The organism is Methylobacterium radiodurans, assembly GCF_003173735.1.
GTDB lineage: Bacteria > Pseudomonadota > Alphaproteobacteria > Rhizobiales > Beijerinckiaceae > Methylobacterium > Methylobacterium radiodurans.
In genome coordinates, this window is record NZ_CP029551.1 from 2882956 (window position 1) to 2908405 (window position 25450).

General features: G+C 70.3%; 30 protein-coding genes. 16 read left to right on the forward strand and 14 right to left on the reverse strand.

The annotated features are described in order from the left end of the window. Positions 1-21: 21 nt before the first annotated feature. Genes DK427_RS13385 through DK427_RS13395 form a run of 3 tightly spaced genes read right to left on the reverse strand, consistent with a single transcriptional unit; the run spans position 22 to position 1704 of the window. The gene (locus DK427_RS13385) at positions 22-210 is read right to left on the reverse strand and encodes a hypothetical protein (RefSeq protein ID WP_109951700.1); all 189 of its coding nucleotides are present in this window, start codon (positions 208-210) and stop codon (positions 22-24) included. Continuing rightward, the gene (locus DK427_RS13390) at positions 210-1256 is read right to left on the reverse strand and encodes a serine/threonine-protein kinase (protein ID WP_091882032.1); all 1047 of its coding nucleotides are present in this window, start codon (positions 1254-1256) and stop codon (positions 210-212) included. The genes DK427_RS13385 and DK427_RS13390 overlap by 1 nt, the downstream gene beginning before the upstream one ends. Continuing rightward, positions 1249-1704, reverse strand: a complete 456-nt coding sequence (locus DK427_RS13395) for a hypothetical protein (protein ID WP_091882029.1) — start codon at positions 1702-1704, stop codon at positions 1249-1251. Before DK427_RS13395 ends, DK427_RS13390 begins: the two co-directional genes overlap by 8 nt. Positions 1705-2069: 365 nt before the next feature. Here DK427_RS13395 and DK427_RS13400 point away from each other — a divergent pair, with 365 nt between their 5' ends. Then, positions 2070-2735 (forward strand): hypothetical protein, encoded by a 666-nt coding sequence (locus DK427_RS13400; protein ID WP_109951701.1) that lies wholly within the window; start codon positions 2070-2072, stop codon positions 2733-2735. Positions 2736-2857: 122 nt separating this feature from the next. Here the strand turns inward: DK427_RS13400 and arsH are convergent, their stop codons facing one another. Then, entirely contained in the window at positions 2858-3604 is a 747-nt protein-coding gene (gene arsH, locus DK427_RS13405; protein ID WP_109951702.1) for an arsenical resistance protein ArsH, read from the reverse strand. 50 nt (positions 3605-3654) lie between these two features. On the opposite strand from arsH, the gene DK427_RS13410 reads away from it, so the two are divergent. The 4 genes from DK427_RS13410 to arsB are packed head-to-tail and all read left to right on the forward strand — an operon-like array spanning position 3655 to position 6021. Then, positions 3655-4014: an ArsR/SmtB family transcription factor gene (locus DK427_RS13410; RefSeq protein WP_091882020.1), complete on the forward strand. Its 360-nt coding sequence runs from the start codon at positions 3655-3657 to the stop codon at positions 4012-4014. Then, the gene (locus DK427_RS13415; protein ID WP_109951703.1) at positions 4007-4534 is read left to right on the forward strand and encodes an arsenate reductase ArsC; all 528 of its coding nucleotides are present in this window, start codon (positions 4007-4009) and stop codon (positions 4532-4534) included. The genes DK427_RS13410 and DK427_RS13415 overlap by 8 nt, the downstream gene beginning before the upstream one ends. After that, a complete protein-coding gene (gene arsC, locus DK427_RS13420; RefSeq protein ID WP_091882014.1) occupies positions 4534-4959 on the forward strand; it encodes an arsenate reductase (glutaredoxin) in 426 nt (141 codons plus the stop codon). The genes DK427_RS13415 and arsC overlap by 1 nt, the downstream gene beginning before the upstream one ends. Positions 4960-4968: 9 nt before the next feature. Next, positions 4969-6021: an ACR3 family arsenite efflux transporter gene (arsB, locus tag DK427_RS13425; protein WP_109951704.1), complete on the forward strand. Its 1053-nt coding sequence runs from the start codon at positions 4969-4971 to the stop codon at positions 6019-6021. 30 nt (positions 6022-6051) lie between these two features. Here arsB and DK427_RS13430 read toward each other — a convergent pair whose 3' ends face one another. Next, a complete protein-coding gene (locus tag DK427_RS13430) occupies positions 6052-6975 on the reverse strand; it encodes a hypothetical protein (RefSeq protein ID WP_109951705.1) in 924 nt (307 codons plus the stop codon). A gap of 165 nt (positions 6976-7140) precedes the next feature. Here DK427_RS13430 and DK427_RS13435 point away from each other — a divergent pair, with 165 nt between their 5' ends. From DK427_RS13435 to DK427_RS13445, 3 genes are read left to right on the forward strand one after another with little or no spacing between them, the layout of a single operon-like run. Beyond that, on the forward strand, positions 7141-7458 hold the full coding sequence (locus DK427_RS13435; protein ID WP_109951706.1) for an ArsR/SmtB family transcription factor: 318 nt from the start codon (positions 7141-7143) through the stop codon (positions 7456-7458). A 46-nt stretch (positions 7459-7504) separates the two neighbouring features. After that, positions 7505-8884: an FAD-dependent oxidoreductase gene (locus tag DK427_RS13440; RefSeq protein WP_109951707.1), complete on the forward strand. Its 1380-nt coding sequence runs from the start codon at positions 7505-7507 to the stop codon at positions 8882-8884. Next, complete coding sequence (locus tag DK427_RS13445) at positions 8881-10044, forward strand: MFS transporter (protein WP_109954149.1); 1164 nt, start codon at positions 8881-8883, stop codon at positions 10042-10044. The genes DK427_RS13440 and DK427_RS13445 overlap by 4 nt, the downstream gene beginning before the upstream one ends. A 119-nt stretch (positions 10045-10163) precedes the next feature. Here DK427_RS13445 and DK427_RS13450 read toward each other — a convergent pair whose 3' ends face one another. Then, the gene (locus DK427_RS13450) at positions 10164-10409 is read right to left on the reverse strand and encodes a hypothetical protein (RefSeq protein WP_144762843.1); all 246 of its coding nucleotides are present in this window, start codon (positions 10407-10409) and stop codon (positions 10164-10166) included. Positions 10410-10552: 143 nt separating this feature from the next. On the opposite strand from DK427_RS13450, the gene DK427_RS13455 reads away from it, so the two are divergent. The 5 genes from DK427_RS13455 to DK427_RS13475 all read left to right on the forward strand — a co-directional run bounded on the left by DK427_RS13455 (position 10553) and on the right by DK427_RS13475 (position 16599). After that, positions 10553-10963: a hypothetical protein gene (locus DK427_RS13455; protein ID WP_109951709.1), complete on the forward strand. Its 411-nt coding sequence runs from the start codon at positions 10553-10555 to the stop codon at positions 10961-10963. Between the two features lie 81 nt (positions 10964-11044). Further along, positions 11045-11455: a FixH family protein gene (locus DK427_RS13460; RefSeq protein WP_109951710.1), complete on the forward strand. Its 411-nt coding sequence runs from the start codon at positions 11045-11047 to the stop codon at positions 11453-11455. Then, positions 11452-12933 (forward strand): efflux RND transporter periplasmic adaptor subunit, encoded by a 1482-nt coding sequence (locus DK427_RS13465; protein ID WP_109951711.1) that lies wholly within the window; start codon positions 11452-11454, stop codon positions 12931-12933. Before DK427_RS13460 ends, DK427_RS13465 begins: the two co-directional genes overlap by 4 nt. After that, positions 12930-16103 carry an efflux RND transporter permease subunit gene (locus DK427_RS13470; RefSeq protein WP_109951712.1) on the forward strand — a complete coding sequence of 1058 codons (3174 nt, stop codon included), beginning with the start codon at positions 12930-12932 and terminating at the stop codon, positions 16101-16103. The genes DK427_RS13465 and DK427_RS13470 overlap by 4 nt, the downstream gene beginning before the upstream one ends. A gap of 19 nt (positions 16104-16122) precedes the next feature. Then, on the forward strand, positions 16123-16599 hold the full coding sequence (locus DK427_RS13475) for a DUF411 domain-containing protein (RefSeq protein ID WP_186383785.1): 477 nt from the start codon (positions 16123-16125) through the stop codon (positions 16597-16599). A 15-nt stretch (positions 16600-16614) separates the two neighbouring features. Here the strand turns inward: DK427_RS13475 and DK427_RS13480 are convergent, their stop codons facing one another. The 8 genes from DK427_RS13480 to DK427_RS13515 are packed head-to-tail and all read right to left on the reverse strand — an operon-like array spanning position 16615 to position 22500. Next, positions 16615-16857: a hypothetical protein gene (locus DK427_RS13480; protein WP_109951714.1), complete on the reverse strand. Its 243-nt coding sequence runs from the start codon at positions 16855-16857 to the stop codon at positions 16615-16617. After that, a complete protein-coding gene (locus tag DK427_RS13485) occupies positions 16854-18065 on the reverse strand; it encodes an MFS transporter (RefSeq protein WP_109951715.1) in 1212 nt (403 codons plus the stop codon). The genes DK427_RS13480 and DK427_RS13485 overlap by 4 nt, the downstream gene beginning before the upstream one ends. After that, the gene (locus DK427_RS13490; protein ID WP_109951716.1) at positions 18062-18301 is read right to left on the reverse strand and encodes a heavy-metal-associated domain-containing protein; all 240 of its coding nucleotides are present in this window, start codon (positions 18299-18301) and stop codon (positions 18062-18064) included. The genes DK427_RS13485 and DK427_RS13490 overlap by 4 nt, the downstream gene beginning before the upstream one ends. A 14-nt stretch (positions 18302-18315) precedes the next feature. After that, positions 18316-18996: a cytochrome c biogenesis CcdA family protein gene (locus DK427_RS13495; protein WP_109951717.1), complete on the reverse strand. Its 681-nt coding sequence runs from the start codon at positions 18994-18996 to the stop codon at positions 18316-18318. Next, positions 18993-19337, reverse strand: a complete 345-nt coding sequence (locus DK427_RS13500) for a heavy-metal-associated domain-containing protein (RefSeq protein ID WP_109951718.1) — start codon at positions 19335-19337, stop codon at positions 18993-18995. The genes DK427_RS13495 and DK427_RS13500 overlap by 4 nt, the downstream gene beginning before the upstream one ends. After that, positions 19334-21796 carry a heavy metal translocating P-type ATPase gene (locus DK427_RS13505; protein ID WP_109951719.1) on the reverse strand — a complete coding sequence of 821 codons (2463 nt, stop codon included), beginning with the start codon at positions 21794-21796 and terminating at the stop codon, positions 19334-19336. Before DK427_RS13505 ends, DK427_RS13500 begins: the two co-directional genes overlap by 4 nt. A gap of 33 nt (positions 21797-21829) precedes the next feature. After that, entirely contained in the window at positions 21830-22036 is a 207-nt protein-coding gene (locus tag DK427_RS13510; protein WP_245930557.1) for a heavy-metal-associated domain-containing protein, read from the reverse strand. Between the two features lie 11 nt (positions 22037-22047). Beyond that, positions 22048-22500 (reverse strand): MerR family DNA-binding protein, encoded by a 453-nt coding sequence (locus DK427_RS13515; protein WP_109951721.1) that lies wholly within the window; start codon positions 22498-22500, stop codon positions 22048-22050. 347 nt (positions 22501-22847) lie between these two features. On the opposite strand from DK427_RS13515, the gene DK427_RS13520 reads away from it, so the two are divergent. From DK427_RS13520 to DK427_RS13530, 3 genes are all read left to right on the forward strand, one after another. Further along, the gene (locus DK427_RS13520) at positions 22848-23060 is read left to right on the forward strand and encodes a heavy-metal-associated domain-containing protein (RefSeq protein ID WP_109951722.1); all 213 of its coding nucleotides are present in this window, start codon (positions 22848-22850) and stop codon (positions 23058-23060) included. A 92-nt stretch (positions 23061-23152) separates the two neighbouring features. Beyond that, positions 23153-23623 carry a hypothetical protein gene (locus DK427_RS13525; protein ID WP_109951723.1) on the forward strand — a complete coding sequence of 157 codons (471 nt, stop codon included), beginning with the start codon at positions 23153-23155 and terminating at the stop codon, positions 23621-23623. 86 nt (positions 23624-23709) lie between these two features. After that, positions 23710-25443 (forward strand): efflux RND transporter periplasmic adaptor subunit, encoded by a 1734-nt coding sequence (locus tag DK427_RS13530; protein ID WP_109951724.1) that lies wholly within the window; start codon positions 23710-23712, stop codon positions 25441-25443. The last annotated feature ends 7 nt before the right edge of the window (positions 25444-25450 follow it).

Sequence of the window (25450 nt, forward strand, 5' to 3'; positions counted from 1 at the left end):
GCGGCGCAGTCACGCGGATCTCTATGTGTTGTCTCGACGGCCCTGAGGTCGGAAATCCACGTAGAAGTCGTCGCCGATGGGGGCGGCCAGGAAATCCCGCTCGGGCTTCCGGTTCGCCTGATCGCCCTTTTCGCCCGCGCAGGCGGCCGGGCGCCCAGCAAGGCTGGAGCGCCTGACGTATCGGCTCGGGTCGTTCTTGATCTTGGCCATCAGTAGGAACCTAGCAGCCGCTCCACGTCCCGCTCGGAGATTTTGGTCTGGCATGCGGCGGTCACGCGCTGCCGCCGTCCGCCGTCCTTCGTCTTGTAGCACTCGGAGCTCCCGTCCCCGTTTACGGTGAACTCGTACGACGTTCCGTTTTCGTTCTTCCTCCAAACTCTCTTATCAGCTGTTGCCTCCAGGCGCCAGTCGAGCAGGCAGCCGTCGATGTCGGCCAGTGCGTTGGCCACGTCCAGGGCGGAACCGTATCGATCGGAGGGCTCTGTCTCCAGGCAGGCGCGGACGACCTTGCGGAGCTTCGACGGGATGTGCGGCGCGAACGCCCGGCGGTCAGGGAACCGCCCGTTCCGGACGTCATACCGGAAGCCGGCCCGGTCGAAACCGGGTCCCGGCGGACCGTACTTCGCCAGCTGCGCGTGGAAGGCCTCGTTCCCGTTGCACATCCGGTAGAGGGTCAGCCCGAACTGGTAGATGTCGAAGGTGAGGTCGAACCGATCCTCCGCCAGGGCCTCGGGCGGGATCATGGGGGTGTAATGCCGGTCCTGCTCGGCCTTCCCGACGAAGTTCATCTGCTTGGCCTGCCCGAAGTCCGACACCAGCGCCTCGCCCCGGTCCGACAGCAGGATGTTGTCGGGCTTCACGTCGAAGTGGACGAGCTTCTTCGAGTGGATGTGGTGGAGCCCGCTCAGGACTTGGCAGGCGACCGTGACGATCTCGCGGACGGTCATGTAGCGGCCTGTGATGAGGCCCTTCACCGAGCCGCGGCGGTAGAACGGCATCGCTAGGTAGATATGGTCTTCGTCGTAGCAGGCGTAGTGGATTTGGACGACGTTCTGATGAGCGCTCGCGTAGAGGGCCTGCGACTCCGCGAAGAACTCGGCCGGCGAGGCCAGGCTCGCCTTCGCGATCCGCTTCGTTACGATCTCCGCGTTGAGCTGGTGATCGCGCGAGAGGAAGGTCTCCGAGTTGCGGCCGTCCGCGCCGATGTCCCGCACCCGCTCAAAGGTCAGCTCGGCCTTGTTGTACGGCTTAAGCATTTTCGGCCCCCATGGCGTACAGGATCGCCTCCCGCTCCTCCTTCGACATCTTTCCCCAGTTCTCGATGCCGTACCCGTCCTCGCCGTCGGCGAGTGGCTTGAACCGCGTCCGCTCGATACCGAGGCGGGCCGCCCCGGTGGCGATCGGGCCTGCGAAATAGGCCGAGAGCTCGCTGCTGGCGAAGGCCTCTTGAATGACGCCCTCGATCTGGACGCGGTCGATGCTGAGGGACTGCGCGCTGGGCTCGGTGAGCCGCACGCCGGCCCTCTCGACCCGGAACTCGCGCAGGACGTCCAGGAGGTTGCTACGCAGGTACTTCAGCCCGTCGGGGGTCCCAAAGGCCGCCGGGATCCTGATCTCCTCGACGTTGATGACCGTCTTGGCGTCCGTGTCGTAGACCGCGAAGGTGACCACGCGTGGCGCCGCCCTGATCCCGATGGTGATCACCGCATCCCCCCAGTTGCCGCCCTGTCGAGCTTGGTGCCGGGCTTTTCGCACGGACGCGCGTGCGAAGGCCAGGAGCGGGGCGCGGGACGGGCGCACGCGCCGCGGCGCGTCCGATGGGGGCCCGCAGGGCGAAGCCCCGTCCGGTGCGGGATAACCAGACGCCCGATCGCGGGATGCCAGTTGCCGAGCGTGGTCGCGACGGCTACATTCCAAACCGGAGCCGATGCCCGGGCTGCAAGCGACCCAAAAGGCGGCGAACTCGATCTCGGATCGATACCTGAACGGCAACCATCTCTGCCGGCGCAGGGTGATCATCAAGCGCTTGTGACCACCCCCTCAAGACGCCGGTGTGAAATGGATGTGCCATGTCCCTTCCCAAGGACTGCGCGGACCACCTGCGCGCGCGCTATCGCCTCCTGACCGGCAACAAGCTGGGCTCCTCTCACGCGCACGAACTCGTGGCCGCATTCTTCGGATACAAGACGGCCGCGGCGCTCCGGGCGGAAACCAGGTTTCCCCTGAGCGACATCGGCAAGGCTGAAATCCTCATCCCGGACCTGCGCCTAATGGACGAGCGAGTCGGAACGCTCCGGGGGCTTCCCGCCGACCTGCCCGGCGTCGAGGATCTCACGTCCGAGCTGTGCGACTTCCTCGCGAGCCAGGGCCACTTCGACGGCCGGTTCTGGAGGTCCAGGCATCTGAGCGACGATGTCAACGCGTTCGTCCAGGACGACCCGATGATGATCGAGGGGGGCCTGGACGGCGAGATCGCCTCGACGAACGCCTACTTCGATGAGCTCTACATCGAGGAATACGATTTCAAGCCGAGTGACGACGCGCTGGTCGCGACCCTGACCGGATCGCTGAACGGCGAGAACGACCAGGATCGGGCGTTCCATGGCGACAAGATCGTCTTCACGACTGTGATGACGTTCGAGCGCGTCGCAGGGCGGATCGCCTACATGGAACCGGAGCTTGAGACCGACGGCAAGGTGGACGACTCGATGTATTACGACGAGGACTTCGCCTGATGCCTTAGCCCGCTCCCGGTCGAGGAACAGGCGCGGCATAACACGCGCCTGCTCCGTCGCGCCTACCGCGCCCACTCGTGAGGGCCGGAGTCCAGCGAACGATCATCGTCGACGACGCAAGCCTAGGGCTTGGCGAAACCGATGTCGGAAGCGATGGCCTTGAGCCGTTCCGGCTCGCGCTCATTGCGCTCGCTGTAGCGGTCGACGAGGTAGTCGGCCCTCCCGCGGGTCAGGAGCGTGAACTTCATCAGCTCCTCGCATACGTCGACCACGCGCTCGTACAGGGGGCCCGGCTTCATGCGGCCGGCGTCGTCGAACTCCTTGTAGGCCATCGGCACGGACGACTGGTTCGGGATGGTGATCATCCGCATCCAGCGCCCGAGCACCCGCAGAGAGTTCACGGCGTTAAAGCTCTGCGAGCCGCCCGAGACCTGCATCACCGCGAGCGTCCGCCCCTGGGTCGGCCGGACCGAGCCCTCGCTCAAGGGCAGCCAGTCGATCTGGCTCTTCATCACGCCAGTCAGGTTGCCGTGGCGCTCCGGCGAGACCCAGACCTGGCCCTCGGACCAGATCGAGAGCTGCCGCAGCTCCTGCACCTTCGGGTGGTCGGCGGTGGCGTCGTCGGGCAGCGGCAGCCCGTGGGCGTCGTAGATCCGCACCTCGCCACCCATCGCTTCCAGCAGGCGCGCCGCCTCGTAGGCCAGGAAGCGGCTGAACGAGCGCGCGCGCAGCGAGCCGTAGAGGATCAGGAAGCGCGGCGCGTGGGCGAGCGGCATCGACACCTCCACGCGCTCGGCGGTCGGCACCTCGAAATGCGCCTCGGAGAGGTTGGGCATCCCGTCGGCGAACGGCTGCTGGGGCTTGTCCAAGGCGCTTGATTCCTCTACGTTTCAACAGAAGTTGATATGTAGGTCATTCGATGGACGAACGGCAAGCCCTCGCCGCCTTCGCGGCCCTCGGACAGGAGCATCGCCTGCGGGTCGTGCGCGCCCTGGTCACGGCCGGTCCCGACGGCCTCGCGGCCGGCGTCATCGCGGAGACCGTGGGCGTCGCCGGCACCAATCTCTCCTTCCACCTCAAGGAGCTCTCGCATGCCGGGCTGATCACGTCCCGGCGCGAGGGCAAGTCGGTCATCTACAGCGCCGCCTATGCCGGCCTATCAGACCTCGTCCAGTTTCTGATGCGCGACTGCTGCCAGGGCCACCCGGAGGTGTGCAACCCGGCCGTCGCCGCGCTCGCCGCCTGCGATTGCACCACCGGGGACACCCTCCATGCCTGAGCCCGCCTACAACGTCCTCTTCCTCTGCACCGGCAACTCGGCCCGCTCGATCCTGGCCGAGGCCATGCTCAACAAGGAGGGCGGCGGGCGCTTCCGCGCCTTCTCGGCCGGCAGCCAACCGAAGGGCGAGCCGCACCCGCTGGCGCTGCAAGTCCTGCGAGAGATTGACTACCCGACCGAGGGCCTGCGCTCGAAGTCGTGGGACGAGTTTGCCGGGCCTGACGCCCCCGTCATGGATTTCGTCTTCACCGTTTGTGACAACGCCGCTGGCGAGGCGTGCCCGTACTGGCCCGGCCAGCCGGTGGCGGCCCACTGGGGCATCGAGGACCCCGCGGAGGCGGAGGGCTCGGAGATGGAGCGCAAGCGCGCCTTCGTCACCGCCCAGCGCTACCTCAAGAATCGGATCGCGGCCTTCGTTGCCCTGCCGCTCGGCAGCCTTGACCAGGTCGCCCTGTCGTCGAAGGTCCGGGAGATCGGCCAGCTCGCCGGCGCCACCTCGGCCCACCCGGAGGTCGCGTGATGGACGTCGTCATCTACCACAACCCCGCCTGCGGTACGTCGCGCAACACCCTGGCGATGATCCGCAACGCCGGCGTCGAGCCGCACGTGGTCGAGTACCTGAAGACGCCTCCGAGCCGGGCGCTCATCAAGCAACTGCTCGCCCGTGCCGGCCTCTCGGTCCGGGACGTGCTGCGCGAGAAAGGCACGCCCTACGCGGAACTCGGCCTCGCCGATCGGTCGCTGACCGACGAGCAGCTCCTCGACGCGATTGAGGCCCATCCGGTCCTGCTGAACCGCCCGCTCGTGGTCAGCCCGAAGGGCGTGCGCCTGTGCCGGCCGTCCGAGGCCGTGCTCGACCTGCTGCCGGACCAACGGGGGGAGTTCGTGAAGGAGGGCGGCGAGCGCGTGGTCGACGAGCACGGCCGCCGCGTCGCCACCGCCTGAGGAAGCCCGATGTCCCTGTTCGAACGCTACCTGACCGTCTGGGTCGCCCTCTGCATCGTGGCCGGCATCGCGCTCGGCCACGTCATGCCCGGCTTCTTTCACGCCGTCGGCGCGGCCGAGGTCGCCAAGGTGAACCTGCCCGTCGCGGTGCTGATCTGGCTCATGGTCATCCCCATGCTGCTCAAGATCGACTTCGCTTCGCTGCGCCACGTCGGCCGGCACTGGCGCGGCATCGGCGTGACGCTGTTCATCAACTGGGCGGTGAAGCCGTTCTCGATGGCGGCGCTCGGCTGGCTGTTCATCGGCTACCTGTTCCAGCCCTACCTGCCGGCCGATCAGATCGACAGCTACATCGCCGGGCTCATCATCCTGGCGGCGGCGCCCTGCACCGCGATGGTGTTCGTGTGGTCGAACCTGACCCGGGGCGAGCCGCACTTCACCCTGAGCCAGGTCGCGCTCAACGACACCATCATGGTGGTGGCCTTCGCGCCGATCGTCGGCCTGCTGCTCGGCCTCTCGGCCATCACCGTGCCCTGGGGCACGCTAGTGCTCTCGGTGGTCCTCTACATCGTCATCCCGGTGATCATCGCGCAGGTCGTGCGCCGCAGCCTCCTTGCCTCGGGAGGCCAGCCGGCGCTGGACCGGCTCCTCGCCAAGCTCGGGCCCGCCTCGCTCGTCGCGCTCCTGGCGACCCTGGTGCTGCTGTTCGGCTTCCAGGGCGAGCAGATCCTGGCGCAGCCGGCGGTCATCGGCCTGCTCGCCGTGCCGATCCTGATTCAGGTCTACCTGAACTCGGGGCTGGCCTACCTCCTGAACCGCGCCGCGGGAGAGCAGCACTGCGTCGCGGGCCCCTCGGCCCTGATCGGCGCCTCGAACTTCTTCGAGCTGGCGGTCGCGGCTGCCATCAGCCTGTTCGGCTTCAACTCGGGCGCGGCGCTCGCCACCGTGGTCGGCGTCCTCATCGAGGTGCCGGTCATGCTCTCGGTCGTGTGGATCGTGAACCGCAGCCAGGGCTGGTACGAGCGCGGGGCTGCCCCAAGGCCGGCTCCGCGCGAGGTTTGAAGCGAACCGGTCGGCGCTTCCGCCCGTGGCCTACACTGAGCGCGTGCCGTAAGCCGGATCAAGCACGGCCGGGTGCTCAATCGCGGCGTCTAGGACCAACCTAGCAAGATTTTTTGCACCCTGGACATCCAAGTCACTTCCGGCCCCGGCGTGAGAGAGGCTAGAGCGAACCCCGTAAAGCTTTCCCGCCAAGCTCTTAAGCGCTTTCTGCTTCTCGCCACTCATGCCCTTGGCCTCGGCTGCTCTGCCGACAAGGGCTCGGACGGCGGCACCGTGGGAGCCGAGCTTGAGGTTTTCGAGGCTCGACAGAAGCCCCCCGTCCTGCAAGGCTTTGGCCTCTTCGATCTTCTCAGAAAGCCACGCCCTGATTCCCGGTGGGCGCTCAGCCCGCACCGCGAGAGCATCCAAGATCGTCAGTTGCGCCAGGAAGATCGAGCGCGGGAGGACATCGTAGCGTGACGCAACAAGGAGATCGAGCGCGGTGAGGATGCGCTCGTCCGTCACCGACGGGCAGCCAGCGAGGATGGACCCGAGCGTCGACCGCCCATCCATGTGGCTCCTGATTTGAAGATCGACCCAGGTAGGCGACGGTGTCAGGTGGGCAGGGATCAGGGTGGGAATAATCCCGGTGTAGAGATGGTGCGACGCTACATGAAGGTCCGACGCACCGACCCTGAGAGCTGCATCCTGGCGAAGGGAGAGGACCGGAAACTTCGCCCGGAGTTCCTCCAAAAGCGCCCGCGCGTCGCTTTCCGGGAGCGGGTCGAACAGGAGCCACTGACGCACGACGGCCGTCGTCGCGGCAGTGAGCGAATCCGGCACATGGAGGGGTCGTTCGCACAGGACCGCAGGCTTGCCCAACACGACCAACTTTCCACCGAAGGGCACCTCCAGGTAGTCGCCGCGGGTCGTCTCCAAAGGCACGTGCAGCCAGAACAGAGAAGGGGTGGTCATCGAACTTTGCCTTGCGCAGGTCCCGGCGGGACCTGCGACTGAGAGGGATGCGACGGATGGGTGAGGCCCCTTCAAGCAGCTTGGCGATGCTATGGTTCCGCAGTTAATTCGACCCCCATCGAAATAGCATTTGACCGAGCGGAGCGCTGGCCTCAGGGTTGTTCCATGAACGTCGAACAAGCCGCCAGGCAGCTTGAGGCGCTGGGCAGCCCTGCCCGGCTCCGGATCTACCGGGCGCTGGTGCGGGCCGGGCACGCCGGCCTGCCGGTGCGCCAGTTGCAGGAGCGCGTCGGCATTCCCGCCGCCTCGACGCTGTCGCACCACCTGCACCGGCTGATCCTCACCGGCTTGGTCTCGCAGGAGCGGCAGGCCACCACCCTGATCTGCCGGGCCGTCTACCCCGCCATGAACGCCCTCGTCGGGTTCCTCGCGGACGAATGCTGCGCCGACGAGACCTGCTCCGGGACGGGCGAGGCAGCCTGATGCCGTGCCCTCTATTTCGATAGTTCCGGAAACTAGGGAGGAGAGCATGTTCGAGACGACGTCACCGCTCCCGATCGCGGTCATTGGCGCCGGTCCGGTCGGCCTGGCGGCGGCCGCCCACCTCCTTGCCCGCGGCCTGCCGGTGCGGGTCTACGAGGCGGGCCCGGAGGTCGGCGCCCACGTGCGGGCGTGGGGGCACGTGCGCCTGTTCTCGCCGTGGCGGTACAACGTCGACCCGGCGGCCCGGGCGCTCCTGGGGACGGGCTGGGACGCCCCGCCCGAGGATGGCTTCCCGACTGGCCATGAGTTCGTGGACCGCTACCTGGCGCCACTAGCCGCCACGCCCGGGCTGGCCGGCGCCGTCGAGACCGGCGCGCGGGTGACGCAGCTCGGGCGCCTCGGCATCGACAAGGTGACCGGCCGCGGCCGCGCCGACACGGCGTTCGTCCTGACGGTCGCCGGGGCCGGCGGGGACACGCGCCGCGACCTTGCGCGCGCCGTCATCGACGCGTCGGGGACCTGGGGCCAGCCGAACCCGCTCGGCGCGGGCGGCCTGCCGGCGGTCGGCGAGGCCGGGCTCGCCGACCGGATCGCGACCGGCATCCCGGACGTGCTCGGTCGCGAGCGGGCCGTGTACGCCGGCCAGACCACCCTGGTGGTCGGCGCCGGCCACTCCGCGGCCAACGTGCTGCTCGACCTCGCGCGCCTCGCCGACGAGGCGGAGAGGACCATGGCCCTCTGGGCGACCCGCGGGACCGACCTGTCGCGCGTCTACGGAGGCGGGGCGGCCGACGAGCTCGCCGGCCGCGGCGACCTCGGCACGCGGCTGCGCGGCCTGGTCGAGGGTGGCCGGCTGCCCCTGGCGCTGGGGTTCGCGGTCACCGCCATTCGGAAGTGCTGCGGACGCCTCCTAGTCGACTGCGTCACCGCGGAAGGGCCACGCACCCTCGGGCCGGTGGACCGGATCGTCGCCGCGACCGGGCAGCGCCCCGACCTCGCCCTCACGCGGGAGCTGCGCGTCGACCTCGATCCCTGGCTGGAGAGCGTGCGGGCGTTGGGGCCGTTGATCGACCCGAACCTGCACTCCTGCGGCTCGGTCCAGCCGCACGGGCACCGCGAGGTGTCCCACCCCGAGCCCGGCTTCTACACGGTCGGCATCAAGAGCTACGGGCGGGCGCCGACCTTCCTGATGCTGACGGGCTTCGAGCAGGTCCGCTCGGTGGCCGCCGCGCTGGCGGGCGACCTTGCCGCCGCCGACGACGTGCACCTCGTCCTGCCGCAGACCGGGGTGTGCTCGACGTCCCGGGCGGACCCCGCCGCTGACGGATGCTGCGGCGGCCCCGAACCGGCCGCGACGGACACCTGTTGCCCGCCCGCACCGGCGCGGCGCCCGGTATCGGCGTCCTGCTGCGGCGCGCCGGCATGAGCGGCCGCGGCCGCCTCACCGTCATCTCGGCCTTGGGGGTGGTGGAGATCCTCGCCTGGGGTTCGTCGTTCTACCTGCCGGCGGTGCTCGCCGGCCCCATCGCCGCCGACACGGGCTGGCCGCTGGCCTGGGTGGTCGGCGGCCTCTCGATCGGGCTCCTGGTGGCGGCAATTGCCTCGCCCCGGGTCGGAATCGCCATCCACCGGCACGGCGGGCGCCCGGTCCTGGCGCTGGCCGCCCTGCTGCTGGCGGCGGGACACGTCGTGATCGGCCTGGCGCCGAACCTGCCGGCGTTCCTCGCTGGCTGGCTTCTCCTCGGCCTCGGCATGGGCTGCGGCCTCTACGACCCGGCCTTCGCGACGCTAGGCCGGCTCTACGGCGCCGAGGCGCGCCCGGCCATCACCACGCTGACCCTCTGGGGCGGGTTCGCGAGCACCGTCTGCTGGCCGCTCTCGGCCTTCCTCGTCGAGCAGGTCGGCTGGCGCGGCGCCTGCCTCGCCTATGCCGGGCTGCACCTCGCCGTGACCCTGCCGCTGGTGCTCGGTCTGATCCCGCCGGCGCCCGCGGCGCCCCCTGGCGCGGAGGGGACGCACGGGCACGGCGATCCGCTGACGCCGCGCGAGCGGCGGGCCTTCCTGCTGATGGCCGGCGTGCTGGTCCTGGGCGGTACGGTGATGACGCTGGTCTCGGTTCACCTGATCACGCTGCTCCAGGCCCGCGGCGTCGCGCTCGCAGCGGCTGTGTGCTACGGCGCTCTGATTGGGCCAGCCCAGGTCGGCGCCCGCATCGTGGAGATGGCCAACAAGGGCCGGCATCACCCGCTATGGACGCTGACCGTGGCCATGGTGCTGGTGGCAGCCGGCCTCGCGGTCCTTGCGGTGGGCGTGCCGACAGTCGGCGTCGCCCTGGTGCTCTACGGGGCCGGTAACGGGATCTACTCCATCGCCCGCGGCACCGTGCCGCTCGCGCTGTTCGGACCCGGACGTTACGCGACCCTGGTTGGGCGGCTCGCCCGGCCGGGCTTGGCAGCGCAGGCGCTCGCCCCGTCGCTCGGGGCCATGGTGCTTGCCTACGGCGGCGTGGACGCGGCCTACGCCCTGCTGCTGGCGCTCGCCCTGGCCAACGTCGCGCTAGTGGGAGCCCTCTGGAGCGCGAGGTAGAGGCGGCCAAGATATCTCCGCCGGGCGCCGCAGGCTGACCGGCGAAGGCACGCCGCTCGCTGAACGGAAGCTGCGCGCCCGCTTCAGAACCGGTTCAATGCCGCACGTCCAGGTTGCCTTCACTCTCGAACCGGAAGGTCATCACCATGAAGGCACGTCTCGCAGGTCTCGCCGTCGCGGCGCTCATCCTGGTTCCCGGCGCCGCCTCGGCGCAGTGGTATGGCCATGGTCCTCGGCACCACCACCATCACTGGGAGCACCACCAGCACCATGGCTACGGTCACCGCCATGGTCACGAGCGGCACCATCACCACGGTTACGACCGTCCCGTTCACTTCGACCGGGGCCACCACCATCACCATCACGGGTACTGACGACCTCGGAAGATCGCCGGGATCGACCGTACCGGTCCCGGCCGTCGCGGGCTCTTGACCTTCCCACCGTTGGAAGGTGCACCAGGGCGGCCATCGACCTTCCGCGTGACCCGGAAAACTGGCATCGTCGATTCGTGACGTTCTGGCTCGCCCTCCGGCGGCTGCTCCCGCTCCTGGCGGTTCTCAGCCTCGCCTTGACGCCGGTGACCGCCTCCGCGGCCGCCACGGGCATGCACGCGTCCGCGATGGTTCAGGCTCGCGGCTCGCACGAGCCGATGCCTGCCATGGACCATGCCGGCATGGACATGGGCGGCATGAACATGGACGACATGCCCTGCTGCCCGCCGGAGAAGGCGGACAAGTCGGACTGCGCCAAGTCGGGCTGCCCGTTGATGGCGCTCTGCCTCGCCAGCGTCGCCTCTCTGCTGCCGAGCGCGATCGCCATCGCGGCGCCAAGCGCGACGCGTGCGGCACCGGCTTGGCCCGACACGGCGTCCTTCGCCAGCCTGCACGGGCCACCGCTACCCGAGCCCCCCCGAGCCTGAACCCGATGCCGCCGGCGCTCGCGCCGGCACGGTGACGCGCGTCCGCGCCTCGCCATCCATCGTGTTCAGGAGATGAGACCCGTGACCAAGAACCCCTTCGCGCGCGCCGTGCCGGCCGCGCTGCTCGGCGCCGCCCTGTCAGCATCGACGTTCGCCCCGCCCGCCCTGGCGGACATCAAGGACTACCGCTTCGAACTCGTGCAGCAGGAGGCGAAGGTCGGCGAGGCCGTCATCGCCGTCCGGCTCGTCGACCAGCGGAGCGGCAAGCCGGTGACCGACGCCGTAGTCTTCGCCAAGCGCCTCGACATGGCCCCCGATGCCATGGAGGAGATGGCCACCAAGGTCGAGCAGGTCCCCTCGACCGAGCCCGGCATCTACCGTTTCAAGGCCAAGCTCTCGATGCAGGGCCGCTGGCGCCTGTCGCTGGCCGCCAAGGTCCAGGGCGAGACCGGCACGGTCGAGGACAAGCTGGTCCTTCAGGCCGCGAAATGACCCGCTCGGCATGGTTCGCCGGCACCCTCGCTGCGCTCGCGGCGGGGGGCCTCGGCTACTGGGCCGGACAGCAGGACGGTCCCGTTCCGGCGTTCGTCGAGCGGGTCCGGCACGGCGTCGCCCGCTTGCTGCCCGCCGCGCAGGCGCCGGCCCGGTCCAAGCCCGCGTCCGGACCGGTGGTCTACTACTGGGACCCGGACGGGAAGCCCGTCTACTCGGCGTCGCCGATGGTGACGGCGGACGGCCGGGAGTTCCGGGCCGTCCGCGCCAGCGAGGACGTGCGCTTCGACGACGGGGACGGCGAGACCATGCCCGCAGACATGGCCGGGCACCACGCGGAGCCGGGCGAGGCGGCCAAGCCCGGCGGTGACGCCCGGCGCGTCCTCTACTACCGGAACCCGATGGGCTTGGCCGACACCTCGTCGGTGCCGAAGAAGGACTCGATGGGGATGGACTACATTCCCGTCTACGCGGGCGAGGACGAGGCCGGCGTCGTGAAGGTCTCGCCGGGCAAGGTCCAGCGCACCGGCGTGCGGACCGAGCTCGCGGAGCGCCGGGTCCTGTCGGTGCCGGTGCGGGCGCCGGGCAGCGTCGGGGAGGACGAGCGCCGCGTCTCCGTCATCGCCATGCGCACGGACGCCTTCATCGAGAAGGTCGAGCCGGTCACAACGGGCGACCACGTCCGCAAGGGCCAGCCGTTGCTGCGCCTGTTCGCGCCCGAGATCAACGCGGTCGCGGCCCAGTACCTGACCTCCATCGGCTACGAGGGCGGCCGTCGGCGTCTAGAGAACCTCGCCATCCCGCCGGAGGTCATCGACGAGATCGAGCGGACCCATAAGGTGCCACCCTCCATCACATGGTCCGCGCCCCGGGACGGCGTCGTGGTCGAGCGCAACGTCTCGGACGGGATGAAGGCCAAGTCCGGCGACGTCCTGTTCCGCATCGTCGACCACACGCGTGTCTGGGTGCTGGCCGACGTGACCGAGCGCGACCTCGCCGGGGTGGCGGAGGGGCAGAAGGCGACGGTCCGGGCGCGGGCCTTCCCCGACCGGACCTTCAGCGGGACGGTGACCCGGATCTACCCGCACCTCAACATGGAGACCCGGACCGCCCGGCTGCGCATCGAGCTGCCGAACCCCGACGGCGTCCTGCGCCCGTCGATGTACGCGGACGTCGAGATCGCGACGGGCGACGCCAAGCCGGTGGTGGCGGTGCCCGACGACGCGGTCATCGACACCGGCGAGCGTCAGGTCGTGCTGCTCGACCACGGCGAGGGGCGCTTCGAGCCGAAGGCGGTGAAGGTCGGCCTGCGCGGCCGGGGCTACGTCGAGATCCGCGAGGGGGTCACGGCCGGTGACCGGGTGGTCACGGCGGCGAACTTCCTGATCGACGCCGAGAGCAACCTGAAGGCGGCGCTCCAGTCCATCGCCGCACCGAAGGACGACCGGCAGGCGGCGGGCACGGGGGCGACGCCATGATCGCCCGCCTGATCGGCTGGTCGGCCCGCAACCTCGTGCTGGTGCTGCTCGGGACCGTGTTCGCTGTGGCGGCCGGCATCCTGGCGCTCAGGTCTCTGCCGCTCGACGCCATCCCCGACCTCTCGGACGTACAGGCCATCGTCTACACCGAGTACCCGGGACAGGCGCCGCAGGTGGTGGAGGACCAAGTCACCTATCCGCTGACCACCGCGATGCTGACGGTGCCGAAGGCCAAGGTGGTGCGCGGCTTCTCTTTCTTCGGCGTGTCCTTCGTCTACGTCATCTTCGAGGACGGCACCGACCCCTACTGGGGTCGCTCCCGCGTGCTCGAATACCTCAACGGCGCGGCGAGCCGCCTGCCGGCCGGGGTGACGCCAATGCTGGGGCCCGACGCGACCGGCGTCGGCTGGGTCTACCAGTACGTGGTGGTCGCGAAGGAGCGGACGCTTGCGGAGCTCCGGTCGATGCAGGACTGGGTCATCCGGTTCGGGGCCTCGCGCGCCGAGGGTGTGGCCGAGGTCGCCGGCGTCGGCGGCTTCGTCAAGCAGTACAACGTCGTCGTCGACCCGAACCGCCTGCGGGCCCAGGGCATCTCGCTCAACAAGCTCCGGGACGCCATCCGGTCAAGTAACGCCGACGTCGGGGGCCGCACGGTCGAGCTCTCCGAATTCGAGTTCATGGTGCGCGGGCGCGGCTACATCCGGAGCCTCGCCGACATCGAGAACGTCGTGCTGAAGACCTCCGGCGGCACGCCGCTGCGGGTCAGGGACGTCGCCCGGGTCGAGCTCGGGCCGGACGAGCGGCGCGGCCTAACCGAGATGAACGGCGAGGGCGAGGTTGCCGGTGGCATCGTCCTGCAGCGCTTCGGGGCCAACGCCCTCAACGTCATCGAGGGCGTGAAGGCGAAGCTCGCCGAGGTCGCCAAGAGCCTGCCGGCGGGCACCGAGATCCTGCCGGTCTACGACCGCTCGCAGCTCATCGACGCGGCCATCGACACACTGCGGCACACGCTGGTCGAGGAGAGCGTCGTCGTCTCCCTCGTCTGCATCGTCTTCCTGCTGCACGTACGCAGCGCGCTCGTCGCCATCCTGATGCTGCCGGTCGGCATCCTGATGGCCTTCGCCGGTATGAAAGCGCTCGGCATCGGCGCCAACATCATGAGCCTGGGCGGCATCGCCATCGCCGTAGGTGCCATGGTCGACGCCGCCATCGTCATGATCGAGAACGCCCACAAGCACCTGGAGCGGGCGCCACCGGACAAACCTCGGGTCGAGGTCCTGGTCGAGGCGGCAAGCGAGGTCGGGCCGTCCCTGTTCTTCTCGCTCCTCGTGATCACGGTGAGCTTCCTGCCGATCTTCACCCTGGAGAGCCAGGAGGGACGGCTGTTCGGACCGCTCGCCTACACCAAGACCTTCGCCATGGCGGCGGCGGCGCTCCTCTCGGTCACGCTGGTGCCGGCGCTGATGGTGCTGTTCGTGCGCGGGCGCATCGTCCCCGAGCACCGCAACCCGCTGAACCGCCTCCTCATCTGGCTGTACCGGCCGCTCATCGCCGGTGTGCTGCGGGCCCGAGTGCTCACCATACTGCTCGCCGTGGGCGTGCTGGCGGCGACCGCATGGCCGGCCCGGCAACTCGGCTCGGAGTTCATGCCGGAGCTCGACGAGGGTACGCTGCTCTACATGCCGACGACGCTGCCGGGCATCTCGGTGACCAAGGCCGGCGAGCTCCTCGCCACCCAGGACCGCATCATCAAGTCGTTCCCCGAGGTGGCCTCGGTCTACGGCAAGGCCGGGCGCGCCAACACCGCGACCGACCCTGCGCCGATGGAGATGTTCGAGACGGTCATCGCCCTGAAGCCGAAGGCGGCGTGGCGGCCGGGCGTGACGCTCGCGAGCCTCAAGGCCGAGATGGACGCGGCCCTGCAGTTCCCGGGCGTGTCGAATGCCTGGACGCAGCCGATCCGCGCCCGCATCGACATGCTCTCGACCGGCATCCGCACCCCAGTGGGCGTGAAGGTGCTGGGCACCGACCTCACGGCGATGGAGGGGGTGGCCCGCCAGGTGGAGACGGTGGTGCGGACCGTGCCTGGCACGTCGAGCGTCTATGCCGAGCGGGTCATCGGGGGCTACTTCCTCGACGTCACGCCGGAGCGCGAGGCGCTCGGGCGCTATGGTCTGATGGTCGGGGACGTGCAGGACGTTGTCGCGACGGCCCTCGGTGGGCAGACCGTGACGAACACCGTCGAGGGCCGCGAGCGATACACCGTCAACGTGCGCTACCCGCGGGCCTTCCGCTCGGACCCCAGGGCCATCGCGAACGAGGTGCAAGTGCCGCTGCCGGGGGGCGGCACGGTGCCGCTTGGCGAGGTGGCCAAGGTCGAACTGACACGCGGGCCGACCTCGATCCGCACCGAGAACGGGCAACTCGCGGTCTACCTGTTTGTCGACATCGCGGGGCGAGACCTCGGCGGCTACGTGGCCGAGGCGCGCAAGGCCGTGGCGGACACGGTCAAGCTGCCGCAGGGCACGAGCCTGCAGTGGAGCGGGCAGTACGAGTACCTGGAGCGGGCCGAGGCGCGCCTCTCCTTCGTGGTGCCGCTGACGCTGCTGATCGTGTTCCTACTCCTCTACCTCAACTTCCGGCGGCTGACCGAGACGCTCATCGTGATGCTGTCGCTGCCCTTCGCCCTGGTCGGCGGGGTGTGGCTGCTCTGGTGGATGAGCTTCAACATGTCGGTCGCGGTGGCGGTCGGCTTCATCGCCCTGGCCGGCGTCGCCGCCGAGACCGGCGTGATCATGCTGGTCTATCTCGACCATGCCCTCGACGAGGTCCGCGCCGGCTGCGCGCGCGAGGGCCGCCCACTTGCGCGGGCGGACCTGCAGCGGGCCATCATGGTCGGTGCCGTCGAGCGGGTACGCCCGAAGATGATGACGGTGGTCGCCATCATGGCTGGCCTCTTGCCCATCCTCTGGAGCACCGGCTCGGGCTCCGAGGTCATGCAGCGGATCGCGGTTCCCATGATCGGCGGGATGGTCTCCTCGACGGTGTTGACGCTGGTGGTGATCCCGGCGGTCTACGCCTTGGTGAAAGGGCGCGGGTTGCCGCCGGCGGATCTGGTCGCTCGCAAGGCCGCGGACGGGAACGTGAGGCTGCCGCAGGCGGCCGAGTGAGAGCGAACGGGAGTTGACGATGCGGAGCGATACGATGCCGTCCCGGCGTGCCCTGCTCGCGGGCCTGGCGGCGGGGCTGGCCCTCGGACGGGGCGCCCTGGCGGAGGGGTTGCCCCCGGTCGCGGTGACCAAGGACCCGAACTGCGGCTGCTGCGAGAAGTGGGTCACGCACCTGCGCGAGTCCGGCTTCACCGTCACCGTGACCGAGGGCCCGGTGAACCCGCTCAAGATCCGCCTCGGGGTGCCGCGCGAGCTTGCCTCCTGCCACACCGCCCAGGTCGGCGGCTACGTGGTCGAGGGCCACGTGCCGGCCGGCGCGATCAAGCGGCTCCTGGCGGAGAAGCCCAAGGGCACCGGGCTGTCTGTGCCGGGCATGCCGGTCGGCTCGCCCGGCATGGAGGTCGATGGCATGGAGCCCGACACCTACGAGGTCACCCTCTTCGGACCCGAGGGGCGGAGCGTGTTCGCCCGGTACCGCGGAGCTGAGGTGGCCTGAGCAGGCGGGTGACCCTCACATCGTGCCGCGGTGGCGAGCACGCGCCGTACCTCGGGCCGCCCCGGCGAGGTCGAGATAGGCCTCGTCGAGGCAAGCCGAGGCACATGCCGGGCTCCCGGTGTCGAGGACGAGTGCCTCCAGTGCGCAGAGGAGATGCTCGGCCGCGCCGCTTGCCCCCTCCCGCTGCGCCTGCCGGAGTGCGGCGAGGATGAGGGTGTCGAGGGCTGCCTCGCCGAATTCGGACCTTGGCGCGTTCATGGGCGTCCTCCCTCGACCGACGGCGTCTCGGACCGGAAGAGACGCACGGCAGCTGCGGCGAGCGCCAACTCCGCCGCCGCGAACAGGGCGAGCGTCGTACCGAACCCGAGACGGAGCAATCCGCCGAAGAGCAGGCTTCCTAGCCCGAACCCGGTGAACAGCAGGCAGACGTTGAGCCCCATGGCTTGGCCCGGACGTTGGCCCCCGAGTGCCGTGACGACGCCGGCGAGCAGCGGCTGGGTCATGTCGTAGCCGAGCGACAGGACCGTCACCGCCACCGCCGCCAGGAGAAGCGGCGCGTCGAGGGTCAGAGCCGCCGCCGCGAAGGCCCCCAGGAGCAGCCCGACCGGGAGGAGGCGGCCGCGCCCTCGCCGGTCCGCGATGCGGCCGATGACGGGCCCCAGGAGGAAGCCCGGGATGCCATAGCCGAGGAGCGCCAGCCCGACCCCGACGGGACCGAGCCCGTATCGCTGCTCGAAGTACAGGCCGAGCCAGGTGAACACGCCGGAGTGGAACATCGAGTTGAGCAGGACAAAGCCGTAGGTGCGACGTCCGCGTGGGTTGAGCAGGAGGTCGCGGTAGCCGCGGAACAGGTCGGGCAACCGTGTCCCGGTCACCGTGGCGCTGGGGATGATCCCCCGTGTCGGCGCGAGGACGAGCAGGAGCGCCCCCCCGGCGGCGCCGACGGTCAGGAAGAGGCCGCGCCACCCGACCACCGGTTCGAGCAGGGCGCCGAAGGTCGACCCGAAGGCCATGCCGCCGGCCATGGCGCCGAACAGCCATCCCAGGGGGCGCCCCCGTCGTTCGTAGGGGAAGAGCCGGCCGACGAGAACGAGGCCGAGGGGGACGACCCCGCTCGCCCCCAAACCGGTCAGGAAGCGCCACGTGGCGAGTTGCCCGACCGAGCTCGCCGTGGCTGTCAGGGCCGTGAGCGCCGCGAAGGCGGCCAGGGAGCCAGCCATGACGCGCCAGACGCCTAGGCGGTCCGCCAGCAGCCCGTAGACCAGCGTCGCCGCTCCGTACGGGATCAAGTAGGCCGGAACGATGAGCCCGACCCGCTCGGGCGAGACGCCGAACCCCTGCGCCAACTGCGGCAGGACCGGCGCGACCATGAACGCCTGGAAGAAGATCACGAACGCCGCCGCCGCGAGGACGCGGAGCAGGCGCTCGCGGTCAGCCTCCGCGGGTTCCGTCTCTCCGGGAATCATGCTTGCACCTCGACGGCGTCGAACCCGCCCTTGGCGAGCGCCGACCGGATCTCCGCAGGTCCGACGCGGGACGGCTCGAAGCGAACGGCGACGCGCTTGCGCCAGGTGCTGGGCTTTGCCTGGCGGACCCCCGGCACGGCCGTCAGTACGTCATGGACCGTCTCGGCGCAGCCGTCGCACATCATACCCGGCACGGAGAAGATGACCTCCGTCAGGGAGGCGGTTTCGTCACTCATGAGGTCTCCAGGGTTCAGAGCAGGTCCGCGTAGACCCGTGCGTAGTAGGCGCTGACCAACAGGAGGGCGCCGCCGCTGAAGAGCTGCAGGGCTCGGCCCCAGACGCCGAGGCGGGCCAGGCGGGTGATCGCGCTCCCGGCCGCACCCGCGGCGAGGAAGGGCAGGCCCCGACCGAGGCCGAATGCGAGGGCGAGGACGACGCCGCGCCCGGACCGGCCCTCCGCGGCCGCCACCGTGAGCAGCAGCAGCAGCGGCGCGACCGAGGTGCCGACGCTGAACACCACGCCGTAGGCGAAGGCGCCGAGGAGGCCGGGGCGGCGCCAAGCCGTCAGGGCTCGGGTGCGCAGACGCGGCCACCAGAAGGCGAGAAGCGCCGCCGCAAGCGAGACGACGGCCATGAGCAGGGCCCAGTTCCGGCCGAACGCCTCCGTCGCGAGCGCGCCGAGATGCCCTACCGCGGAGCCGAGGACGGCGAGGCTCAGGACGATTCCGGCGAAGAAGGACGCGGCGACCTGCAGGCCGGCACGTCGGGCCCCTGCCTCCGAGGCCCCGGCGACGCTGGCCAGGCCGAGCCCGACTGGGAGGGTGCAAGAGCAGACCGCGCTGGCCAGGACCCCGGCGAGGAACGCGATCCAGAGGGCGGCCGGCCCGCCGGCGCCGGCCGCCAGGGGCTGGACGAGATGTTCGAGCGTCACGGCGCCACCACGGGAGTGCCGGGGGTGTAGCCAAGGCCCGCGATGGCCGTCCGCACGCGACCGAGCAGGAGGGGCCGGCCGGCGGCGTAAGTGACGCGAAGCGTGCGGCCGACGAAATCGATCTCCGCGTCGGTCACGCCGTCCACCTTCCGGACCGCCCGCTTGATGGAGGCGGCGCAGGAGAGGCAGACCATGCCTTCCACCGGGATGGTCGCGACCTTCAGGTCGGAGCCGCGGCGTGACATGGCCGGCGTGTCATCCTGGGCCCGCACCGGCCCGACCGGTCCCAGGAGGAGGGCTGCCAGCGCGGCCGCCCCGCTCGAAGAAATCAGGAACCTCATCGCCGACCTCCTTCGATGGCGAGCCCGTTCGTGGCGGGCAGGCTGCCGACGCTCGTAATCGCACCCAGGAACAGTCCGGGCTGGCCCCAGAGGGAATTGAGAAAGATCGCGGTGACGCTGACCGCCATGGCGACCATGGCCCAGATCGGGTTGATGAGCCCGGTCGCGGCCACCGGTATGCCGAGGCCGTTGAAGGCGAAGGCCAGCCACACGTTCTGGAGCATCTTGGCGTAGCTGCGCCGGCTGATGCGGCGGGCGAGCGGCAGCGCGGCCAGGCGGTTCGACAGGATAATGATGTCGGCGGCCTCGATGGCGATGTCGGTGCCCCCGCCCATGGCGATGCCGACGTCGGCCTGCATCAGGGCGGGCGCATCGTTGATGCCGTCGCCGACCATCGCGACCTTGGACGTCGCTTGCAGGCGCCGCACGGTCTCCGCCTTGCCGTCGGGCAGTACCCCCGCGTGGACCTCGTCGATGCCCGCCTCGGCGGCGATCCGGCGGGCAGCCCGCTCGTTGTCACCGGTGAGTAGGACCGTCCGCAGGCCCTCAGCCCGCAACGCCGCAACCGCCTGCGCCGCGTCGGACCGTAGGCTGTCGTCAAGCGCGAGCAGGCCCAGCAGGCGACGGTCCCGGCCGACCATGATGACGGTGCGCCCGGCCCCCTCCAGGTCCTGGGTGCGGGCCGCCGCGGACGATAGGTCGACGCCACGGCCTGCCAGGAACGCCGGGCTGCCGACCAGGACCTCGCCCGCCACGGTCTGGGCGACGACGCCCTTGCCCGGGATGGCCTCGAACGAGATCACGTCCGGGGGCACGGCGCCGCGCGTGAACGCGGCCTTGACCACTGCCTGCGCGAGTGGGTGCTCGGACGAGGCCTCGGCCGCGGCGGCAAGGGCGACGAGATCGGCCTCGCTCCCGGAGAACGCCTCGACTTCGCGGACCGCGGGCCGACCCTCGGTGAGGGTCCCGGTCTTGTCGAGGACGACGGTGTCGACGAGGCGATAGCCCTGGAAGGCCTCGCCGGTCCGCATCAGGATGCCGTGCTCGGCGGCTTCGCCGGCCCCCCGCACGATGGAGAGCGGTGCCGAAATGCCGACGGCGCAGGGATAGCCCATGACTAGGACGCTCAGGCCCGCGAACACGGCCCGCTCGATGTCGGGTTCACCGCCGGCCAACCACGAACCGGCGAGCCAGCCGACGAAGGCCAGCGCGGCCACCACGAGCACGGTCGGAGTGTAGACCTGCAGGACGCGGTCGACGAGGTGGAGCAGGCCGGGCTTGAGGGCGCGGGCGTCCTCGACCTCGCGCACCACCTTCTGCAGGAAGCTGCCGGCTCCCACTGCGGTCACCCGGACCAGCAGGGTGCCGGTGCCATTGATCGAGCCGCCGATGACGGCGTCGCCCTCAGCGCGCTCGACCGGAATTGGCTCACCGGTGACGAGGGCCTGGTCGACGGCGGAGCGGCCGCCCGCGACTGTGCCATCGACGGGCACCCGCTCCCCGGGGCGAATGCGGACGAGGTCGCCGACCGCGACGGCTTCCAGTGGCACATCCCGCTCCTGGCCGTCCCGGACCACGCGGGCGGTCTCCGGCTGGAGGTCGAGGAGGCGCTTCACGGCCTGGGAGCTGCGCGTCTTGACGATGAGCGACAGCCACTCGGAGAAGATGTGGTAGGTCGCGACCATGACCGAGACGGCGAAGAACGGCGCAGTCGGGTAGTCCGGCCGGTCGAGGACCAGCCCGATGACGCCGCCGAGCATGCCTGCGAAGGCGCCGATCTCCAGCAGCACGTGCTGGTTCAGGATGCCGCGGCGGAGGGCCTGGACGGCCATGTGCAGGATGTGGCGCCCGACCCCGAAGACGAGCACGACCGCGAGCGCGGCCACGAGCCAGGGAGCGGAGGCCGCGAGGTAGCCTTGGAGGTTCAGGTAGAGCAGGCCGAGTGCCAGGACTGCGAGACCGGCGGTGCTGGCCGCCGCGGCGAGGAGGCTGGTCTTCCGCAGGACGAGGAAGACCATCGCGCCGAGGCTGAGGCAGACCAGGGCGGGCAGGAAGCCGATCCAGCCGAGGGTGGGGTCCGCGATGATGGGAATTGAGGCGACGCTTAGGGCGACCGCCACGACGAAGCGGCGGCTCTCGCGCACGAGATCGCGCTCCTCCTCCTCGTAGGGCCGGACCTTGCGCGGATCGGAGATGGTGTAGCCGATGTCGCGCAGGATCCCCAGAAGCTTCGCCGGCCGCGCGACCGCCGGGTCGTACTCGACGAGGGCCTGCTCGTGGGTCAGGCTGACCGCCACCTTGTCGACGCCCGGCTGGCTACCCAGCGCCTTCTCGATGGTGCCGGTGCAGAGCGAACAGTGCAGGCCGCCGATCCGGGCGCGGATGCGTGCCCGGTCGGGCCGGCTCGCCGGCTCCTCGCTCCAGAGGGAAAGGTCGGTGTCGAGTGCCGCTGCGGCCATCGGTCCGTCTCCAGGAATGTCCAGCCAGCCAGATCAGGCCGAAGTCCGGGCCACGACCCGGAAGCCGCGCTTCTCGATCAGCTCGACCAGGCGATCCTCGCTGGTGGTCACGGGGTCGAAGAGGGCGCGGACGCGCCCCTTATCGAAGGAGACATCGACGCCACGGACGCCGGGATGGGCCTCCAAAAGCGAACCGACCGAGGCGGAGCAGGCAGCGCACCGCCAACCTTCGACCTTCAAAGTGACCGTCCTCATGGTGACTTCCTCTTCATCGGCTCGTCGCATCGACACGCGGCCGCTTCCGGCGGTGCCTGGTCGAGGGCTTCCAGGATGGTGCAGCCGCTCAGGCCGCCGTGGCCCGGGCACGAGGCGACCACAGCCTCCAAGGCGGCGCGGACGCGCAGGAGCTCGGAGATCCTCTCGTCCACCTCGGCGATCTTGTGCCGAGCCTGGGCCTGCACGTCAGCGCAGTCGGCCTCTGGATTGGCGCGTAGGGCGAGGAGCTCTTGCGCCTCCTTGAGGGAGAACCCGATCCTCTGGGCCTGCCGGATGAATCGGATGCGAGCGACCACCTCAGGCGAATAGGTCCGATAGCCAGACCCTTTGGCCGGTTGCGCGATTAAGCCCTGGCGCTCGTAGAACCGGATGGTCTCAACGCCGACACCGGCCTCCCGCGCCGCCCTGCCGATCGTCAGGTTCCTCATCTTCCGTCCCCGCGATGCCGATGCTGCACAAGCCTACGGTCCGTACCGTGGTACGGGGTCAAGGGGCATTCGTCGGAGCGGTCCGCAAGTTGGGACGAGGATGTCGGTAAGTGGGAGCGGCAGCGTCGCTGTTCGCTGGACGGTGGCCGTGGGATCCACCGAAAGGCCCGCATGATGCCGCCCGCCGCCTCCCCGGCAATCTTGGGATGTTCAGCCGGTTTGCGGTTTCGCGGTCAAGCGAAAGCCCCTCAGGCATCAGTAACTTGGTCCGGCCAGGCAGGTGATCCCTTGACCTTCCCATCATGTGAAGCCCCATCTGGATGGGACGCCATCCAGGAGAGAGCGTCATGTACCGCTTAAAGGTCGAGAAGATGGGGTGCGGCGGCTGTACCAAGGCCGTGGCCCGCGCCGTCCAAGCCGTCGAGCCCAATGCCCGGATCGACGTGGACCTGGGGGCCAAGATCGTCACCGTGTCCGGCGTCGCGGGGCCGGTCGACCAGATCGCCCAGGCCATCGCTGCCGCCGGCTACCCCGCAGAGCCGCTGCGCGCGGCGGGTTGAAACCCGACGACGGCAACCAAACCTCCGTTTGGGCATTCACGTCCCACCCGCGGACATAGTCCCGCCACTCGAACCGGTGTAAGCCAGACCTCATGAGCCTCGACCGGCAAATCGTGCGCCTGATGGCGGCGATGATCCTCGCGATCATCGCCTACGTCGCGCCGTCCGCCGTCCAGGCCCACGAGGGACACGCGCACCACGGTCACCACGCCGCGGCGCAGCCTAAGATCGCTCAGTCGGCGCCCAAGGCCACCGCGCCTTCGGTCTACGTGGCGCCTGAGGTCGTGGTCCGGACCGTCTCGCCGGCATGGGCCAAGCTCGCGCTCACCCCGACCAGGGTCGAGGGTGCGCGCATCGAGCCGGGTCAGGACGAATGCTGCCCGGTCGGCTGCAAGACCCGCTGCTGCGGAACGATGGCCTGCTGCGCCATCGGCGTCCTCTCCGGGCCCTATACCCTGGCGCCGACCCTGGTCCGAACCGTCACGCTGATCCCGCGCGACGTCTCGGGTCGCGCCGGTGCCGGCCCCGAGGCCCTGCCCAAGCCCCCACGATCCCTCGCGTGAGGTGAGGCGCGCCTGAGGCGCGCAACGCCCGGAGTGCGTCCGCGAGCGCGGCGCGCCCGGACTTCCCGACGCGAGGATTCCTGTTCATGTCGACCCGTTTTGCCGCCGCCCTGCACGCGGTGGCGCTGCTTGCCGCCGTCCTGGCGGGGCCCGCGCTCGCCCACGAGGGCCACGACCACGGCACCGCACCGCCGCCTGTCTCGAAGACGATCGCTCCGCGCGGCGAGGCGCTGTCCGACGCCTTCGAGCTCGTCGCCATCCCCCGGGACGGCACGCTGACGCTGTTCCTCGACCGCTTCCGGACGAACGAGCCGGTGACCGGCGCCACCATCGAGGTGGAGACGCCCGAGGGGCCCAAGACCGCGGCCGCCACGGATGAGGGCGGCTACGCGCTGCCAGCCCCATGGCTGGCGAAACCCGGTCGGCACGACCTCGTGGCGACTGTCACGGCCGGGGATGCAGTCGACGTGCTTACCGTCGCGGTCACCGTGCCCGATCCCGCCTCACAGGCAACCGCAGCTCCAGCCAAACCGGCGCCGGCGCAGGCGGCCCTGTCGCGTGCCTCCGAGTTCGCCCGCGGGCTCCGGGAGCGACTGACGGCCAAGGACCCGATCCTGGTGGCCGCGGTCGCCGTGGCCTTCCTGCTCGGCGTGCTTGTGACGGCACTCGCGCGCGGTCGCCGCGGCGCGCCGGCGGTGGCGTTGCTCGCCATCGGTATCACCCTCGTCCTCGGCACCGCCGCCTTCGCTCACGGCGACGAGGATCATGGAGCACCCGTGCAGGGGGCCGCCCTGATCGAGCCGCGCGCCCCTGGCTCGTCGGACCTCGCGCAGCGCCTGCCCGACGGCTCCGTCTTCGTGCCGAAGCCGACGCAACGGCTGCTGGTCCTGCGCACCACCATGACCGAGCAGGGAAGCTTCCACCGCTCGGTCGAGCTGCCCGGCCGCATCATCCCCGACCCCAACGCCAGCGGCGTCGTGCAGTCCTCGGTCGGCGGCCGTCTCTCGCCGCCGCCCTCCGGCCTGTTCCCCCGCCTGGGCACGAAGGTGCGCAAGGGCGACGTGCTTGCGACCGTGACGCCGCCCGTGCAGGCGGTCGACGTCTCCGACATGCGGCAGCGCCAGGGCGAGCTCGACCAGCAGATCGCCATCGTCGAGCGCAGGGTCGAGCGCTACAGGAAGCTCGCCACCACCGGCGCGGTCGCCACGACCCAGCTCGACGACGCGGTCGCCGAGCTCAACGGCCTGCACGACCGCCGCGCGGCCCTCGACAAGATCCGGCAGCAGCCCGAAACCCTGGTCGCTCCCGTCGACGGCGTAGTGGCGCAGGCGACCGCGGTGGCCGGCCAGATGGCCGCGCCGGGGGCAATGGTCTTCCAGATCGTCGACCCGAACCGCCTCTGGGTCGAGGCCCTGAGCTTCGACGCCCTGACCGCGGCCCAGAACGCCACGGCGCGGCTCGCCGACGGACGCAGCCTGAAGCTCGCCTACCAGGGCACGGGTCTCGCCGACCGCAACCAGGCCATCCCGGTGCAATTCGCGGTGTCCGGCGACGCCTCCGGCCTGCGGGTCGGCCAGTTCGTCACGGTGCTGGCCGGGACGGACACCGAGCAGTCCGGCTTGGCGCTGCCGCGCGCGGCCGTCGTGCGCACCGGCAACGGGCAGGACGTCGTCTACGAGCACACCACCGCCGAGCGCTTCGAGGCCCGGCCCGTGCGGGTCGAGCCGCTCGACGGCGGCCGCGTGCTGGTCGCCGAGGGGATCGGACCCGGCAAGCGGGTGGTGACCCAGGGCGCCGAGCTCCTCGACCAGGTCCGCTGAGGAGGCG

Excerpts from the sequence above, each read along its gene's own strand:
- DK427_RS13385 (WP_109951700.1), bottom strand. The coding sequence starts at position 210 with ATGGCCAAGATCAAGAACGACCCGAGCCGATACGTCAGGCGCTCCAGC.
- DK427_RS13390 (WP_091882032.1), bottom strand. The coding sequence starts at position 1,256 with ATGCTTAAGCCGTACAACAAGGCCGAGCTGACCTTTGAGCGGGTGCGG.
- DK427_RS13400 (WP_109951701.1), top strand. The coding sequence starts at position 2,070 with ATGTCCCTTCCCAAGGACTGCGCGGACCACCTGCGCGCGCGCTATCGC.
- DK427_RS13410 (WP_091882020.1), top strand. The coding sequence starts at position 3,655 with ATGGACGAACGGCAAGCCCTCGCCGCCTTCGCGGCCCTCGGACAGGAG.
- DK427_RS13415 (WP_109951703.1), top strand. The coding sequence starts at position 4,007 with ATGCCTGAGCCCGCCTACAACGTCCTCTTCCTCTGCACCGGCAACTCG.
- arsC (WP_091882014.1), top strand. The coding sequence starts at position 4,534 with ATGGACGTCGTCATCTACCACAACCCCGCCTGCGGTACGTCGCGCAAC.
- arsB (WP_109951704.1), top strand. The coding sequence starts at position 4,969 with ATGTCCCTGTTCGAACGCTACCTGACCGTCTGGGTCGCCCTCTGCATC.
- DK427_RS13430 (WP_109951705.1), bottom strand. The coding sequence starts at position 6,975 with ATGACCACCCCTTCTCTGTTCTGGCTGCACGTGCCTTTGGAGACGACC.
- DK427_RS13435 (WP_109951706.1), top strand. The coding sequence starts at position 7,141 with ATGAACGTCGAACAAGCCGCCAGGCAGCTTGAGGCGCTGGGCAGCCCT.
- DK427_RS13440 (WP_109951707.1), top strand. The coding sequence starts at position 7,505 with ATGTTCGAGACGACGTCACCGCTCCCGATCGCGGTCATTGGCGCCGGT.
- DK427_RS13445 (WP_109954149.1), top strand. The coding sequence starts at position 8,881 with ATGAGCGGCCGCGGCCGCCTCACCGTCATCTCGGCCTTGGGGGTGGTG.
- DK427_RS13465 (WP_109951711.1), top strand. The coding sequence starts at position 11,452 with ATGACCCGCTCGGCATGGTTCGCCGGCACCCTCGCTGCGCTCGCGGCG.
- DK427_RS13470 (WP_109951712.1), top strand. The coding sequence starts at position 12,930 with ATGATCGCCCGCCTGATCGGCTGGTCGGCCCGCAACCTCGTGCTGGTG.
- DK427_RS13475 (WP_186383785.1), top strand. The coding sequence starts at position 16,123 with ATGCGGAGCGATACGATGCCGTCCCGGCGTGCCCTGCTCGCGGGCCTG.
- DK427_RS13480 (WP_109951714.1), bottom strand. The coding sequence starts at position 16,857 with ATGAACGCGCCAAGGTCCGAATTCGGCGAGGCAGCCCTCGACACCCTC.
- DK427_RS13485 (WP_109951715.1), bottom strand. The coding sequence starts at position 18,065 with ATGATTCCCGGAGAGACGGAACCCGCGGAGGCTGACCGCGAGCGCCTG.
- DK427_RS13490 (WP_109951716.1), bottom strand. The coding sequence starts at position 18,301 with ATGAGTGACGAAACCGCCTCCCTGACGGAGGTCATCTTCTCCGTGCCG.
- DK427_RS13500 (WP_109951718.1), bottom strand. The coding sequence starts at position 19,337 with ATGAGGTTCCTGATTTCTTCGAGCGGGGCGGCCGCGCTGGCAGCCCTC.
- DK427_RS13505 (WP_109951719.1), bottom strand. The coding sequence starts at position 21,796 with ATGGCCGCAGCGGCACTCGACACCGACCTTTCCCTCTGGAGCGAGGAG.
- DK427_RS13515 (WP_109951721.1), bottom strand. The coding sequence starts at position 22,500 with ATGAGGAACCTGACGATCGGCAGGGCGGCGCGGGAGGCCGGTGTCGGC.
- DK427_RS13520 (WP_109951722.1), top strand. The coding sequence starts at position 22,848 with ATGTACCGCTTAAAGGTCGAGAAGATGGGGTGCGGCGGCTGTACCAAG.
- DK427_RS13525 (WP_109951723.1), top strand. The coding sequence starts at position 23,153 with ATGAGCCTCGACCGGCAAATCGTGCGCCTGATGGCGGCGATGATCCTC.
- DK427_RS13530 (WP_109951724.1), top strand. The coding sequence starts at position 23,710 with ATGTCGACCCGTTTTGCCGCCGCCCTGCACGCGGTGGCGCTGCTTGCC.